Below are 14937 nucleotides of genomic sequence, written 5' to 3' on the forward strand. Positions count from 1 at the left end.
TGTATCGCCATTTCCTTGCCATTCCCTTCGGGCCGTTTGCCCGCCATTGGTCTATGAAGTGGGCGGGGTTGGTCAATCCTTCGTGCGCAATTTTGTGCCATGTTGGTCGGCCAGTCGCCGCGAACGCTTGGATTGCAGGGCTTTTCCGGTGAGGATTGCCCCGCGATCCGGCCGCGGTCAGGAATTGGTCAATGTGTATCGGACTCGCGCCGGGTTGCCTCTATCGCCGCATTGCTGCAAAGCACCGCTCAGACCATTCGCAGCCAGTCCGGTCCGGACCAAGCCAGCAACAATACAGCCGCAACAACGGTAGGGCTTCTGACGACATGGAACCAATCATCACCCGCCACCGCTTCGAGATCCGTCGTCGCACACTGACGGTGCTGGAAAAGACCTATCTCACGCCGAAGATGATCCGCTTTGTCTTGACCAGCGACGATCTGGCGGATTTCGAAAGTCTCGGGCATGACGACCACGTCAAGCTGTTCCTTGACGTTGGTGGCGAGCAGCCCGAGATGCGGGACTATACTCCGCGTGCGTTCGACCGCGAGGCCCGCACCCTCACGCTGGATTTCGCCGTTCACGTCGCGGGTCCGGCCACGCAATGGGCTATCGACGCTGAAACCGGCGATACGCTGAACATCGGCGGGCCGCGCGGTTCGGCGGTCGTGGCACCTGTCTTTGACTGGTGGCTGCTGATCGGGGACGAAACCGCGCTTCCCGCCATGGGGCGCTGGGTCGAGAACATGGTTTCCGGCACCAAGGTCACCACGCTTGGACTGGTGACCGACGCGGCCGAGGAACAGGTCTGGGTTACGGACGCCGATCATCACGCGAAATGGCTGCACCGCGCCGATGCCGCCGATCCCTCGCCAGTGCTAGACGCGGTTGCTGCCCTTGATCTGCCGCTAGGCAAGGGGTTCGTCTGGATCGCAGCCGAGGCGAATGTCGCCCGCGCGACGCGTGACCACTTCCAAATGGCCCGCAATCATCCTCGCGAATGGATCAAGGCCGCTGGCTACTGGCTGAAAGGCAAAGCCGACGCCCATGAGAGCCTTGACTAGGAACGCCTGATTGATGAACCGGCGGGCGCGGCCAACTGCGCCCGATTAGGGGCGCTGACCCGTGTACGGTGGTGCTTTATAAATCCTTCACCAGTCGCAACGCGTCATAGATTGCCGCATGAGTGTTGCGGGCGGCTACTGCATCCCCGATGCGGTACAGGCTGAAACCGCCTTCGGGATTGGTCGCGACGGTCTGGACTTGTCCCGAGACCAGCGCCTGATAATCCACCTCTCCCAAATTCGTAGATTGGGGTTTCAGGTCGAAATACAGATCATCCAAAGGCCGCGTTCCGTGGTTGACCACAACCTGATCGACAAGCCGTTCGTGCGTCGCGGTCCCGTAATCGCTGCCCAGCGTCGCGCAAAGGCGGTTGCCGTGTCGGGCAACGCCGGTTAGCCGCCATGTGACAGTGAAGGTCGCATCGCGGCTTTGCAACGACCGCATATACGGCACAAGGTTCATGGCCATGACCTCGGGGGCGAAGCTGCGATCGGGGGTGACGATCTCGACCCGCGACCCGCTGGCCGAGATCACGTCGGCGGCCTGCAGTCCCGCATGATCGCCGGCATCGTCGAAAACCAGCACGTCCTTGCCCGGCTTGACGTCGCCCGCAAGGATGTCCCAGGCCGAGCAGACCAGATCGTTGCCCGCATCCAGCACCTCGGTATGCGGCAGTCCACCCGTGGCAATGATGACAATGTCGGGCTGAAGCGCCAGCACCGCGTCCGGCTCGGCATAGGTGTTGAAGCGGAAATCCACGCCGCGTTTCAGGCATTGCTCGTGCCGCCACTGGATGATCGAGAGCATCTCGCGCCGTCGCTCCTGTCGGGCGGTCAGGCGGATCTGGCCTCCGGGTTGGTCGGCTGCCTCAAGGACCGTGACCTTATGCCCCCGTTCGGTGGCAACTCGGGCCGCTTCGATTCCAGCCGGACCGGCGCCGACGATGACCACCCGCTTGCGTGTCGATGCGGGTTGGATCTGCTGTGGCATCGACAGTTCGCGCCCCGTCGCGGGGTTGTGCAGGCACAGCGCCATGCCGCCTTGGTAGATCCGGTCGAGGCAGTAATTCGCGCCGACGCAGGGCCGGATATCTTCCTCGCGGCGTTCGATGATTTTGCGCAGCAGGTGCGGGTCTGCCATATGCGCGCGGGTCATGCCGACCATATCCAGCTTGCCGCTGGCAATGGCGTGCCTCGCCGTCGCGACATCGGGGATTTTGGCCGCGTGAAACGTCGGCATCCGCGTCAGGGCGCGGATCTCGCCCGCGAAATCAAGATGCGGCGCGTTGCGCATCCCTTGGATCGGGATCAGGTCGGTCAGACCCGGATCGGTGTCGATGTGTCCGCGCACGACATTGAGGAAGTCGACCATGCCGCAGTCACGCAACATCCGGCTGACCTCGAATCCTTCGCTCTGTCCCATGCCGCCGGTCATGCATTCATCGCCCGTATAGCGCAGGCCGACGATGAAATCCGCGCCGCAACGCGCCCTGATCGCGCTGAGAACGTCGAAGGTGAAGCGCAAGCGGTTTTCAAGTGATCCGCCATAAGGAGCATCCAGATCGTTTGTGACCGGAGACCAGAATTGCTGTAGCAGGTGGCCGTACGCCTCAAGCTCGATCCCGTCCACACCTGCCGCCTGCATCCGTTCCGCCGCATCGGCAAAATCGGCGATGATGCGGGCGATATCCCAATCCTCGATGCGTTTCGGGAAAGCGCGGTGCGCCGCTTCGCGCTCGTGGCTTGGGGCGACGACCGGCAGCCAATCGGCCTTATCCCAGCGGGTCCGGCGGCCAAGATGCGTCAGCTGGATCATCACCGCCGCGCCGTGGCCGTGGCATTCATCGACCAGTTGGCGCATCCAGCCGACAACTTCGTCCTTCCATGCAAGGATATTGTTGAATGCCGGAGGGCTGTCGCGCGCCACGCTCGCCGAACCTGCCGTCATCGTCAGTGCGACACCCGCCTTGGCCCGCTCGACATGATATGCCCGATACTGGTCCTTGGGCATGCCGTCTTCGGCATAGGCCGGCTCGTGGGCAGTGATCATGACGCGATTGCGCAACGTCAGATGCTTCAACTGGTAGGGTTGCAGAAGCGGGTCGCTGGACATCTTTGCCTCCTGTGCTGATCCGACGATTCCGGAAATGTTCATATGTGTCAAGTTTACATTCATAGGTGAACAATTTCTTGCCCTGCGGTGGTGACGACGCTAGGCTGGTGCAATGAAAACGAGCGATGAGCAGGATAGCGGTTGGCGCGGATCGCCCGAATTGTGGCTGGATGCGGCATATGAAATGCTGGTCGAAGGGGGGATAGATGCCGTCAAGATCCAGCCGCTGGCGAGCAGGCTTCGCCTGTCACGGACTTCCTTTTACTGGTTCTTCAAGGATCGCGATGCCCTGCTCGACGTGCTGGCGCGGATGTGGGTCCAGCGGACGACCGCGCCTCTGGTCGCCGCAACCCAAGCCTATGCCGCAACCCGATCCGAGGCGATGCTGAATGTACTTGCCTGCTTCCTGAGCGACGCGTTTGACTCGCGGCTGGAATTCGCGGTGCGCGGTTGGTCCCTGCGCGATGCAGCGATGCGAGAGCGGTTGCAGGTGGCCGATGCCGAGCGGCTAATGGCGCTGGCACAATTGCTGGTACACTGGGGCCATGATCCGGACGAGGCCGATGTGCGGGCGCGGACGATCTATCTGGTGCAGATCGGTTATATCTCGATGCAGACTCGGGAAAGTCTACAAACGCGGCTTGAGCGGATACCGAATTACGTCGAAATCTATACCGGAACGCGCCCGACCGAGGCCGAACTGGCCCGGTTTCGCGCAGGATTGGAGGGGTTGGCATGAAGATCGGAATTATCGGCGGGACCGGCTGGATAGGATCGGCGCTTGGTTGCGCGCTGATCGAGACCGAAATTTTGTCCGCCTCAGATTTGACGATCCTGAACCGCAGCGGTCCGCGTCCGGATTATTTTGGCCATGACGTCTACTGGGCAAAAGATTGTGGCGATCTGGTTGACAGATCCGAAATTGTCATCGTTTCGGTCAGGCCGCAGGACTGGGCCGATTTGGGGCTTGATCCAAAGGATCGCTTGGTCATCTCGGTCATGGCCGGAGTTCCGATTTCCGCAATCACACCAAGGACGATACGCGCGATCCCGAATGCCGCTGCCGAAATCCGCAAGTCCTACTCTCCATGGGTCGCAGGGCCGGATGTGACCCGTCAGGATCGGCAAACGGTCGGTCGGATCCTTGGGGCCATCGGGAATGCTGACGAATTGACCGACGAGGCCCAGCTTGACCTGATGACTGCACTTCCCGGTGCCGGTCCGGCCTATCCCGCATTGTTGGCGGTCGCGATGATCCGTTTTCTCGAGGACCGTGATGTGCCGAAACCGGTTGCCGAACGCGCGACCCAGGCGGTGATCTGCGAGGCCGCGCAACTACTGTCGGGACGGATGCCGGAGGTCGGCGATATCGTTCAGGCCTATTTGGACTATAATGGCACAACCGCCGCAGGTTTGCGGGAAGCCGAGCGCGCGGGCTTCTCGCGCGCCATCACGGCGGGGCTGAAGGCGGCGACCGAACGGGCCCGCAGTATCGGCACTTGAAACAGGCGCGCTTTGCGGGTGCCTCACCCCGGATAGGTTGGGAACAGTTTCAGCGCGATGGCGCGTTCGGTGATGGTCTTGATAAAGGACTGCACTTTCGGATTGGTGCGCCGCTCGGGTAGGACATAGATCCCCATCACTGCCTTGCGGTCGTCGGCGCTCGGACGGATCTCGATCTGGTGCAACCCCTGACCGGCGAAATAGTCACGCAAAACGGTGCTGTGGATCAGGACCGCGTCAGTCGCCGTGACGAATTCGAGACATGCTTCCAGTGAGTTCGACGTGAACGCATGTCCCAAACGGCTGGCATCGTAACCCTGTCCGCCCGAGACCAGCCGCTTCTGCCGGACATCGACCGGATAGGCCATCGAGGTCGGATAGGCCCGCACCTCGTCCAGATCGCGGATTTCGCCCAACAATGGATGGCCCGGACGGACGAAGTAGCCGTCGGTGGCCGTGCCAAGCGGAATGAAATCGACCTCTAGCCCTTCCTTGAGGCGGTCAATCCGGTGGCCGATGAACAGCGATGTGTCTCCGGCCAGAAGCTGGTCCATACAACGCATCATGTTGCCTATGCTGACATTGATCGGCGCGGCGGGATGGGCCCTGAAGTGCTCGATCACGTAATCCTTAAGCAGCAGAATCCATGTCGAATAGCCGGTGCCGACGCTGATGCCCTCGTCCAGTTCCGCCTTTTGGCGGGCAATGGTCGCCAATGCGTTCGAATGCAGGCGTTCGATAAATACGGCGCTGCTGTAAAGCGTCTCGCCATAGGGGGTCAGTTGCACCCCGCGCGACGAGCGATGGAACAAATCAACCCCAAGGGATTGCTCGAGCCGTTTCAGATTGTAGCTGAGCGCGGGTTGCGAGACATGCAGGACTTCTGCCGCCGCCATCAAGGAGCCTGCCTCGGCCACGGCCACGAATTGCTCAAGTGCCTTGTCCATCGCAACGATCCTTTCCATAAGTAAATTCGATAGAATGGGCAAAATATTGTAGTTGTCCATATGCATCTTGCTGGCTAATCATTCCGAAACGTGAATGGCGGATGGCCATCAGCGCTGCTGGCGTGGGGGCGCCGGTAAACGGAGGATGCAGATACGTCTTGCCCGTCAATGTTCACGAGGCATCCCGCGTATCGTTTTGGGAGGACGAACATGAACACGACCCTGATTGGTCGGCGCCGTTTCCTTGGCGCCGGGTTGGCTGCGGCCAGCCTGCCGCTTATCGCAGGCCCAGCATTTGCCCAAGCGACCAATAACATCCGGATGATCTGGTGGGGTGGCGATGAGCGCGCCCGCCGTACCAATGCGGCGATCGACCTGTTCAAGGCGGCAAATTCCGGCATCGCGATCGACGCCGAATTCATGGGCTGGGATGATTATTGGGCGCGACTGGCAACGCAGGTTGCCGGAGGCAATGCCCCCGATTTCATCCAGATGGATTACCGCTATATGTTCGAATACGCCCGTCGCGGCGCGATCCGGCCCTTGGACGAGTTCCTTGGCAAGGAATTGAACATCGCCGATTTCGGGCAGGTCAATCTGGACAGCTGTTCGGTGGATGGCAAGCTTTACGGCGGCAACGTCGGGGTCAACGCGTTCTCGGTCGTCTTTGACGGCATGGCATGGGAAGAAGCGGGGGTCGAGCCACCGGCATTCGGTACGACATGGGACGAGTTCACCGCAAAATGCGATGCATTCACTGCGGCGAACAAACGTCCCCGTGTCAACGCGACCGCGGATGGAAGCTGTCAGGAAGGCCTGTTCGAGGTCTGGCTGCGCACGCAAGGCAAGGCGCTTTACAATCCCGATGGAACGCTGGGTTATGACGCTGCGGATGCCGGACGCTGGTTTGCCTATTGGACCGAAATGCGCAAATCGAAAGCTTGCGTCTCGGCGGATGTGCAGGCGCTGTACAAGAACTCGCCCGAGACGTCGCCGATCGTCGGCGGGCGTTCGGCAACCGACTTCGCCCATTCCAACCAGTTCGAATCCTATCAGAAACTGATCGCCGCCGATCTGTCCGTGGTTGGTGCGCCGGTGTTGGAAGGTGGCAAGCCCGGCCAGTACCTGAAGCCGTCGCAGATGTTCTCGATCTCGTCGAGTTCGAAAAATCCCGCCCAGACCGCGCAGCTGATCAACTTCCTGATCCGCGAACCGGCTGGTGCGAAGCTGCTGGGTCTGGATCGCGGCGTTCCGGCATCTGCCGAGATCCGCGAGGCGTTGATGCCCGATCTGACCGATACCAGCCGCAAGGTGGTCGAGCTGATCTCGAACCTGACCCCCCATATCGGGCCGCTGCCGCCGTCGCCGCCCAAAGGCGCGGGCGAGATCAACGCGGTCCAGATCCGTATCAGTCAAGAAGTCGGCTTCGAGGCCGTCTCGCCCGAGCAGGGCGGCGCCAATATGGTGGATGAGGCCAACGCTATCCTGAAGCGGGGTTAAGGGATGGCGGCCTACGACACCATGTCCAAACCAGACACCCGCAAGCAGGGTGCGGCTGGCGGCTGGCTGGCGGGGGCGATCCGGCGCAACGGGGCGGGCTATCTGTTCCTTGCGCCTTGGCTCATCGGCTTTTTCTGCCTGACGCTGGGTCCGGCTCTGGCCTCGCTTTACCTGTCCTTCACCAATTTCGATCTGCTGTCCGCGCCCGAGTTCATCGGGGCGCAGAACTATGTCCGCATGGTCACGGCGGACCCGAGGTTCATTGCCTCGATCCGCGTGACGCTGGTTTATGTGGCGTTGTCGGTGCCCTTGAAGCTGGCCTTCGCGCTGGCGGTGGCAATGGTGCTGAATCGCGGGATGCGCGGATTGCCGTTCTATCGCGCGATCTTCTACCTGCCCTCGCTTCTGGGTACGTCGGTCGCCATTGCGGTTCTTTGGCGGCAGCTTTTCGCGGCGGATGGTCTGGTCAACAGTCTGCTCGCCCAGATCGGCATCGAGGGGCCAAGCTGGATCTCGAATCCGAACTACTCGCTTTACACGCTGGTGGTGCTGTCGGTCTGGCAGTTCGGCTCGCCCATGATCATCTTTCTGGCGGGGCTGCGGCAGATCCCGACCGACATGTACGAGGCCGCCAGTCTGGACGGCGCATCGCCGACGCGGCAATTCCTGCGCATCACCCTGCCACTGCTGTCTCCGGTGATCTTCTTCAACTTCGTGATCCAGACCATCGAGGCGTTCAAGGCCTTCACCCCCGCATTTGTTATCTCGGGCGGGTCCGGCGGGCCGATCAACTCGACGTTGTTCTACACGCTCTATCTGTATCAAGAGGCATTCAGCTACTTCCGCATGGGTTACGCCTCGGCGCTGGCATGGGTGCTGGTTGTGATCATCGCGATCTTTACCGCCTTCTCTTTCCTGACGACGAAATACTGGGTGCATTACGATGACTGACACCGTGCACGATATGCCGGGTCGGCGCTCGGCCTATCCCCGGCTGACCGGAGGATTGCGCCATGCCGTCCTGATCGCGATCTCGTTCGTGATGGTCTATCCGATCCTGTGGATGGTTTCGGGCTCTTTGCGCCCCGCGTCGGAGTTGTTTGGGGGCGATGCGGGCCTGATCCCTTCGCAGGTGACGGTGCAGGCCTATCGCGACGGCTGGTTCGGCTTGCAGGTCAATTTCGGGCGCTTCTTCGTCAACTCGTTGATCATCTCGGTGCTGGCGACGGTCGGCAATGTCATCGCGGCGTCTCTGGTCGCCTTTGCCTTTGCGCGGCTGCGTTTCTATGGCCAGAAGTTCTGGTTCGCGCTGATGCTGGGCACGCTGATGCTGCCCTATCACGTCACGCTGATCCCGCAATATGTGCTGTTTCGCGAGTTGGGCTGGGTGAACACCTGGTGGCCGCTGATCCTGCCGAAATATTTCGCCGTGGATGCGTTCTTCATCTTCCTGATGGTGCAGTTCTTCCGCGCGATCCCGCGCGAGCTTGACGAGGCTGCCCGTATGGACGGCTGTAGCGCGTGGCGGATCTATCGCAAGATCATCCTGCCGCTCTCGATGCCGGTGCTGGCCACCGCTGCGATCTTCTCGTTCATCTGGACATGGGAGGATTTCTTCGGCCCGCTGATCTATATCAGCGAGATGAGCCAATACACCGTCCAACTGGGTCTGCGCTCGTTCATCGACTCAAGCGGAACGTCCAGCTGGAACGCTCTTTTCGCGATGTCCGTGCTGTCACTGGTCCCGATCTTCCTGATCTTCCTTTTCTTCCAACGGCTGCTCATCGAGGGCATCGCCACCACCGGCATGAAACGCTGATGCTCTTTGGCCGGTCCGGACCCTCCCCGTCGTTTCGGGGCATGATCCGGACGGCCCAGAAAACCGGAAATGCGAATGGCAACCACTATTGAACTGAACAAGGTCGAAAAGCGCTATGGCGCGCACGACGTGATCCGGGGCATTGACCTGCAGATCAAACCGGGGGCTTTCACGGTCTTCGTCGGTCCGTCGGGCTGCGGAAAGTCCACGCTTCTGCGGATGATTGCCGGACTCGAGACGATTTCGGGTGGTGATCTGGTGATCGACGGTACGCGGGTCAACGACGTCGCCGCCTCGAAGCGCGGGATCGCGATGGTGTTCCAGTCCTATGCGCTTTACCCGCATATGAGCGTCTACAAGAACCTCGCCTTCGGTCTGGAAACGGCAGGCTACAAGCGGGATGAAATCGACCGACGCGTTCGGGCTGCCGCCGAAACATTGCAGATCAGCGACTACCTGCCACGCAAACCCAAGGCGCTATCGGGCGGCCAACGCCAGCGGGTTGCCATCGGACGTTCGATCGTGCGCGATCCCAAGATCTTCCTGTTCGACGAGCCGCTGTCCAACCTCGATGCCGAATTGCGGGTCCAGATGCGGGTCGAGATCACCAAGCTGCATGAGCGGCTGGGCAATACGATGATCTATGTGACCCACGATCAGGTCGAGGCGATGACGATGGCCGATCAGATCGTGGTCCTGCGCGCCGGTCAGGTCATGCAGGCCGGTTCTCCGCTTGAGCTTTACAATTCGCCGGCTAACCAGTTCGTCGCGGGCTTTATCGGCTCGCCCAAGATGAACTTCGTGCCGGTCCGGATCGGCGACGCGACCGGTATCAGCCTGAACGGCCAACGGCTTGACGCTACCCGCCCGCTGGCTGGTGCCATTGGCGATCCCCTGACACTTGGCATCCGCCCCGAGCATATCTCGATCAACGAAGGGGCTGGCCAATCGCTGGGCGAGGCCCATGTCGAACTGGTCGAACATCTTGGCGGCAGCACTGTCCTGCATGCGCGTCCGGCCTTCGGATCAGAGACGCTGACAGTCGTTCTGCCCGGTCAACAACCCTGCCGCAACGGCGACAAAGTCCCCCTTTGGATCGACCCCGCGCGTTGCCACTTCTTCACCCCCGATGGTCAGGCGCTGCGCGGCTAGTTTCGCGCGCTCCGATCCACTGCACCAACCGAAATCCCCGAAACCGGCAAGGTCTCGGCCAGACCAGCATGTCCCGTCGAAAATCAATGTCGCGCGGGCAAGATAACAGGAGAATGAGATGCGCAAGAAATACGCGCTTGTCGGGACCGGCTCCCGCGCCCGGATGTTCTACGAGGCCATCGCCAAGAATTACCGTGACAACGCCGAACTGGTGGCCCTGTGCGATACCAACCAGACGCGGATGGACTATACGAACAAGGTGCTGGAAGACGAATTCCACCTGTCCCGCCTGCCCACCTACAAGGCCGAGGATTTCGGCAAGATGCTGGACGACACCGGCGCCGAGGTCGTGATCGTGACCTCGATCGACCGCACCCATCACCTGTATATCATTGCTGCGCTTGAAGCGGGACGCGACGTCATCACCGAAAAGCCGATGACCACGGATACGGTGAAATGCCAGCAGATCATTGACGCTGTGAAGCGAACGGGGCGCTCGGTCCGGGTGACTTTCAACTACCGCTATGCGCCGCATAATTCGGCGGTTCGCGAGTTGATTTCCTCGGGCGCGATTGGCGAAGTTTTCTCGGTCCATTTCGAATGGCTGCTGGATACCAAGCACGGGGCGGATTATTTTCGGCGCTGGCATCGCGATAAGCGCAACAGCGGTGGCTTGATGGTCCATAAATCGACCCATCATTTCGATCTGGTGAACTTCTGGCTGGAAAGCCAACCCGAAACCGTCTTCGGCATGGGCGACCTGCGCTTCTACGGTCGCGCCAACGCCGAGGAGCGCGGCTTGTTCACGCCCTACACCCGCACCACGGGTGTTGCCGCGGCCAAAGACGATCCTTTCGCGATAGATCTGACCGCAAGCCCCGTGCAGAAAGCCCTTTATTGGGATGCCGAGCACGAGGATGGCTATCAGCGCGACCAGAACGTCTTCGGCGACGGTATCAGCATCGAAGACACGATGCAGGTCATGGTGCGCTACAAGAACCGCTCGGTCATGACCTATTCGCTGAATTCCTATGCCCCGTGGGAAGGCTTCAATGTCAGCTTCAACGGCTCGGGCGGGCGGATCGAACTGATGGTGCGCGAGACCTCTTATATCAATGGCGGGGGTGCCAAGGAACAAGAGGGCGCGGCCGAAGGCATCCAGCTTTATCACTTCCCGCTACATGGCACGCCGCGCGTCGTTCCGGTAGTAATGGGCGAGGGCGGACATGGCGGCGGTGACAACCGCATGTTGGCCGACATCTTCGGAAACTCGAATTCGGGCGGAGCCTATGCGGCGGGATATCGCGACGGCGCGATGTCGATCCTGACCGGCATCGCCGCGAACCGCTCGTTCCAGACCGGATTGCCGGTTCAGGTCTCGGATCTGGTTGATTTGTAAGGCCGGATAGTGGCGACGCCGTTCCTGGGGAGTGGCGTCGCTTGCGCGAAGGTTCGCTATTGACCCCGCACTGCTTGCTGCAATCAGTTTCGGCGATGGGCTAGAGACGGGCGTAAATCTATACTAGGTCCAGCGCTTCGGCAGCAAGTGAAGCACCATGATCCTATTCGAGCACGGACCGGACGGTCGTCCGGCGATCTTCCAAAACCCGCAGTCGGTCATTGTAGCCCGCAATCCGGACGAGGTTCTGTCGGCGCTTGGCCGGATCGAGGCCGCACGCCGGCGGGGATTATGGGTTGCGGGATGGATGGCTTACGAGGCGGGACTGGCGATGGAGCCTCGGCTCAAGCCTTTAGTCCGTCCGACCGATGATCCGCTTCTGGTTTTCGGTGTGTTTGACGGACCCGCTAAGCCCGAGCCTTACGACGTTGAGGATGTCCGGCTTGCCCCGCTCGTCCCAAGGATCAGCGAGGCGGATTATCGCGCTGCCTTTGATCGTGCGCAGGATTATATCGCAGCGGGTGATTGCTATCAGATCAACCTGACCTTTCCGGTTGATACCACGATTCTGACCGGAACGCCGCGCGACCTTTGGGCGGCGCTGACGAAACTGCAGCCCGTCGAATACGGCGCTTTTGCGGATATGGGAGTCGGTCCGGTGATCGTCTCGCGCTCGCCCGAGTTGTTCTTTTCACTCTCGGCGGATGGCCGGATCGAGGCCCGACCGATGAAAGGCACTGCCCCTCGTCACGCCGATCCGGTGCAAGATGTGGCCGCGGCGGCGGAACTGGCAGGTTCCGAAAAGAACCGCGCCGAGAACCTGATGATTGTCGATCTGCTGCGCAACGATATTGCACGGCATGCGCGTGTAGGCTCGGTCCGCGTCCCTGAACTGTTCACGGTGGAAAGCTATGCCACCGTGCATCAGATGACGTCGCGCATCACGGCCGAACTTGCCGATCCGGCAGATTTGGCCAAGCTGATGCAGGCGTTGTTTCCCTGTGGCTCGATCACCGGCGCGCCGAAAATTCGTGCGATGCAAATTATCCACGAATTAGAGCCATTTGCGCGTGGTATTTATTGTGGAACCTTGGGATGGATGGCCCCCGACGCGACGGCTGCCTTTTCGGTCGCCATCCGAACTTTGGCGATTCACGGTAATAACGTCACGTTGAACGTCGGAGGCGGCATCGTCAGCGATTCGACTGCCGAAAACGAATGGGAGGAAGCCCTGTGGAAAGCCCGCTACGTGACGCCGCTGACGGTGCCGACCTTGCCCTGATCGAAACGGCGCGTTGGGACGGCAGCGCCTGCCCGCTGCTGGACCTGCATCTGGCGCGCTTGCAAGCGGGCATACGGGCATTGGGCTGGCGGTTCGACGGCAGCTTCGCCGCCGCCTTCATCGGCCCGCAGGATCGTCCTGCCCGGCTGAGAGTCTTGGTCCGGCAAAACGGGATTGTGCCGACCGAAACATCCGATCTGCCGCCTGCGATCCCAATCTGGCGGGTCGGGATTGCCGAACAGCGTCTGGATTCTGCCGATCCGTGGTTGCGTATCAAATCCACGCGCCGCGCAACCTACGATCAGGCACGTCGAACTCTGTCGACCGGATTGCATGAGGTCATTTTGCTGAACGAGCGCCATGAGGTTTGTGACGGCTCGATTTCGACCGTGTTCTTCGATCGCGGCGAGGGATTGCGCACTCCGCCGCTGACATCAGGGCTATTGCCGGGCGTGTTGCGCGCAAAGTTGATGAGTGAAGGTGTGCCCGAGGAAGTCTTGCTGGCCCAGGACTTGCCCAAGGTGCGGTTGTGGGTCGGCAACGCGCTTCGCGGCCTGCACGAGGCCATTCTGGTACGTTGAACGGCTGGCGTCTGGGCGTCCTGGTGTGCTTGCTATTCGGCCAGTTCTGGTCGGAGGTCGCCTACCAATAGCCCAGAACTTTCCACCATAGCCCGCCAAGGATGGCGAAGATCAGCAACTCTCCGACGCACATCGCGAAGCCGACGCCCCACCATCGGCCCAACGTGACGTAGCCGCTGCCGAAGATGATGGGCGAGGTTCCGGTGGCGTAATGGGTCAGTGTCATCATGATGGCCGAGCCGGAGGCCATCATCAGGATGAACAGGCCATGATAATCGACTGGCACCAGCTGGACTCCGACCGTCAGGAAAGCCAGCATCATGGCCGAGATATGCGCGGTCGTGCTGGCGAAGAAATAGTGCGAGAACACAAAGACCAGCACCAGAAGCGTACCTGCCGCCTGCCAGCCCATACCCGAATTGACGATGGAATCGCGAAGCAGATCCGAGAACCATCCGATGACGCCGACCTTGTTCAACTGTTCGGCCATCATCACCAGCGCTCCGAACCAGATCAGGGTGTCCCATGCGCTTTTCTCGGACAGGACATCGTCCCAACTGATCGTCCCGGTGATCACCAGCGCGAACAGACCGATAAAAGCGGTCACGGTCGGGTCGATGCGGTAGGCCAAGCCGAGGATCATCGCGGGCACGTTGGCCCACAGGAACAGGAGCATGGCGAACACGCCGATCATGACCCACTCACCGCCCTTGAGAGGGCCCATGCGGTTCAGTTCGGATTGGGCAAACTCGACGGCCTCGGGTGTGCGCTTCAGTTCGGGCGGCGAAAGAACCGACAGCGCCAAGGGCATCAGCAACAGGCACACGATTCCGGGCACGAACATCGCCAGTGCCCAAGCGGTCCATGTCAGGTGCAAACTGCCCCCCGTCGCCTGCGAGATGTAATCGACCACCAGCGGGTTCGGAGCGGTCGCCGTGATGAACATGGCTGAAGTGATCGGATTGGAATGCATGTTCACCAGCGCGAGATACGTTCCGATCTTGCCTTGTGTGCCCTTTTCTGGGTCGGAATCGAAGGCCGAGGCGATTGATTTCATGACCGGATGGACGATGCCTCCGCCTCGGGCGGTGTTGCTGGGGGTAAAGGGGGCAAGGACCAGTTCGCAGACCGCCAGCCCGTATCCGATACCAATCGTTCGCCTCCCCAGCATCGCGATGAAGATCAAACCGATACGGCTGCCCAGGCCGGTCTTTTTCAACCCGCGCGAGATCAGGATCGCCACCACGATCAGCCAGATCAACGGGTTCGACAGGCTCGCTAATGCGTCCGAGATCGCTCCGTGCGAGCTGTCCGAGGTCACCTGCGACACGGCCACAAGAACGATCGCCATCAGCGCCATGACGCCGATCGGCATGACCTTGAGGATGATCGCAAGGATCGTGGTCATGAAAATCGCGACCAGTCCCCAGCCGTCTTCGGTCAGTCCTTCCGGACGTGGAAGCAGCAGCAGAACGAACAGGAAGGCGGTGGTGATTGCTGCGGGGATCAGACGAAACGGGATCGCTGTTCGGAAGTAGCGGATAATGGATTGGAAAATGGCGAACATTCTTAACTCG

The 14937-nt window shown here is 60.7% G+C and carries 13 protein-coding genes; 10 read left to right on the top strand and 3 right to left on the bottom strand.

The window, feature by feature from the left end; translation table 11 throughout:
* The first annotated feature begins 326 nt into the window (after nt 1-326).
* On the top strand, nt 327-1064 hold the full coding sequence (locus GL286_RS15115; RefSeq protein WP_155096416.1) for a siderophore-interacting protein: 738 nt from the start codon (nt 327-329) through the stop codon (nt 1062-1064).
* A 76-nt stretch (nt 1065-1140) separates the two neighbouring features.
* Here the strand turns inward: GL286_RS15115 and GL286_RS15120 are convergent, their stop codons facing one another.
* Complete coding sequence (locus GL286_RS15120) at nt 1141-3177, bottom strand: NADH:flavin oxidoreductase (protein WP_155096417.1); 2037 nt, start codon at nt 3175-3177, stop codon at nt 1141-1143.
* A 112-nt stretch (nt 3178-3289) separates the two neighbouring features.
* On the opposite strand from GL286_RS15120, the gene GL286_RS15125 reads away from it, so the two are divergent.
* Together GL286_RS15125 and GL286_RS15130 are read left to right on the top strand one after the other, a co-directional pair.
* On the top strand, nt 3290-3916 hold the full coding sequence (locus GL286_RS15125; protein ID WP_155096418.1) for a TetR/AcrR family transcriptional regulator: 627 nt from the start codon (nt 3290-3292) through the stop codon (nt 3914-3916).
* Nucleotides 3913-4680, top strand: a complete 768-nt coding sequence (locus tag GL286_RS15130; protein ID WP_155096419.1) for a pyrroline-5-carboxylate reductase family protein — start codon at nt 3913-3915, stop codon at nt 4678-4680. Before GL286_RS15125 ends, GL286_RS15130 begins: the two co-directional genes overlap by 4 nt.
* A gap of 23 nt (nt 4681-4703) precedes the next feature.
* Here the strand turns inward: GL286_RS15130 and GL286_RS15135 are convergent, their stop codons facing one another.
* Nucleotides 4704-5627: a LysR family transcriptional regulator gene (locus tag GL286_RS15135; RefSeq protein ID WP_170295222.1), complete on the bottom strand. Its 924-nt coding sequence runs from the start codon at nt 5625-5627 to the stop codon at nt 4704-4706.
* Between the two features lie 210 nt (nt 5628-5837).
* On the opposite strand from GL286_RS15135, the gene GL286_RS15140 reads away from it, so the two are divergent.
* From GL286_RS15140 to GL286_RS15170, 7 genes are all read left to right on the top strand, one after another.
* Nucleotides 5838-7127 carry an ABC transporter substrate-binding protein gene (locus tag GL286_RS15140; RefSeq protein ID WP_155096421.1) on the top strand — a complete coding sequence of 430 codons (1290 nt, stop codon included), beginning with the start codon at nt 5838-5840 and terminating at the stop codon, nt 7125-7127.
* Between the two features lie 3 nt (nt 7128-7130).
* Complete coding sequence (locus GL286_RS15145; protein WP_246184973.1) at nt 7131-8078, top strand: carbohydrate ABC transporter permease; 948 nt, start codon at nt 7131-7133, stop codon at nt 8076-8078.
* Nucleotides 8071-8946, top strand: a complete 876-nt coding sequence (locus tag GL286_RS15150; RefSeq protein WP_155096422.1) for a carbohydrate ABC transporter permease — start codon at nt 8071-8073, stop codon at nt 8944-8946. The genes GL286_RS15145 and GL286_RS15150 overlap by 8 nt, the downstream gene beginning before the upstream one ends.
* A gap of 75 nt (nt 8947-9021) precedes the next feature.
* Nucleotides 9022-10098, top strand: a complete 1077-nt coding sequence (locus GL286_RS15155) for an ABC transporter ATP-binding protein (RefSeq protein ID WP_155096423.1) — start codon at nt 9022-9024, stop codon at nt 10096-10098.
* 118 nt (nt 10099-10216) lie between these two features.
* Entirely contained in the window at nt 10217-11497 is a 1281-nt protein-coding gene (locus tag GL286_RS15160; RefSeq protein WP_155096424.1) for a Gfo/Idh/MocA family oxidoreductase, read from the top strand.
* Nucleotides 11498-11654: 157 nt separating this feature from the next.
* Nucleotides 11655-12779: an aminodeoxychorismate synthase component I gene (locus GL286_RS15165; RefSeq protein WP_155096425.1), complete on the top strand. Its 1125-nt coding sequence runs from the start codon at nt 11655-11657 to the stop codon at nt 12777-12779.
* Entirely contained in the window at nt 12731-13360 is a 630-nt protein-coding gene (locus tag GL286_RS15170) for an aminotransferase class IV (RefSeq protein WP_170295223.1), read from the top strand. Before GL286_RS15165 ends, GL286_RS15170 begins: the two co-directional genes overlap by 49 nt.
* A 61-nt stretch (nt 13361-13421) precedes the next feature.
* Here GL286_RS15170 and GL286_RS15175 read toward each other — a convergent pair whose 3' ends face one another.
* Nucleotides 13422-14927: a DASS family sodium-coupled anion symporter gene (locus GL286_RS15175; RefSeq protein WP_155096427.1), complete on the bottom strand. Its 1506-nt coding sequence runs from the start codon at nt 14925-14927 to the stop codon at nt 13422-13424.
* Nucleotides 14928-14937: the final 10 nt, after the last annotated feature.

It is taken from the genome of Paracoccus aestuariivivens, from assembly GCF_009711225.1.
Classification (GTDB): domain Bacteria; phylum Pseudomonadota; class Alphaproteobacteria; order Rhodobacterales; family Rhodobacteraceae; genus Paracoccus; species Paracoccus aestuariivivens.

Excerpts from the sequence above, each read along its gene's own strand:
- GL286_RS15115 (WP_155096416.1), top strand. The coding sequence starts at position 327 with ATGGAACCAATCATCACCCGCCACCGCTTCGAGATCCGTCGTCGCACA.
- GL286_RS15120 (WP_155096417.1), bottom strand. The coding sequence starts at position 3,177 with ATGTCCAGCGACCCGCTTCTGCAACCCTACCAGTTGAAGCATCTGACG.
- GL286_RS15125 (WP_155096418.1), top strand. The coding sequence starts at position 3,290 with ATGAAAACGAGCGATGAGCAGGATAGCGGTTGGCGCGGATCGCCCGAA.
- GL286_RS15130 (WP_155096419.1), top strand. The coding sequence starts at position 3,913 with ATGAAGATCGGAATTATCGGCGGGACCGGCTGGATAGGATCGGCGCTT.
- GL286_RS15135 (WP_170295222.1), bottom strand. The coding sequence starts at position 5,627 with ATGGACAAGGCACTTGAGCAATTCGTGGCCGTGGCCGAGGCAGGCTCC.
- GL286_RS15140 (WP_155096421.1), top strand. The coding sequence starts at position 5,838 with ATGAACACGACCCTGATTGGTCGGCGCCGTTTCCTTGGCGCCGGGTTG.
- GL286_RS15145 (WP_246184973.1), top strand. The coding sequence starts at position 7,131 with ATGGCGGCCTACGACACCATGTCCAAACCAGACACCCGCAAGCAGGGT.
- GL286_RS15150 (WP_155096422.1), top strand. The coding sequence starts at position 8,071 with ATGACTGACACCGTGCACGATATGCCGGGTCGGCGCTCGGCCTATCCC.
- GL286_RS15155 (WP_155096423.1), top strand. The coding sequence starts at position 9,022 with ATGGCAACCACTATTGAACTGAACAAGGTCGAAAAGCGCTATGGCGCG.
- GL286_RS15160 (WP_155096424.1), top strand. The coding sequence starts at position 10,217 with ATGCGCAAGAAATACGCGCTTGTCGGGACCGGCTCCCGCGCCCGGATG.
- GL286_RS15165 (WP_155096425.1), top strand. The coding sequence starts at position 11,655 with ATGATCCTATTCGAGCACGGACCGGACGGTCGTCCGGCGATCTTCCAA.
- GL286_RS15175 (WP_155096427.1), bottom strand. The coding sequence starts at position 14,927 with ATGTTCGCCATTTTCCAATCCATTATCCGCTACTTCCGAACAGCGATC.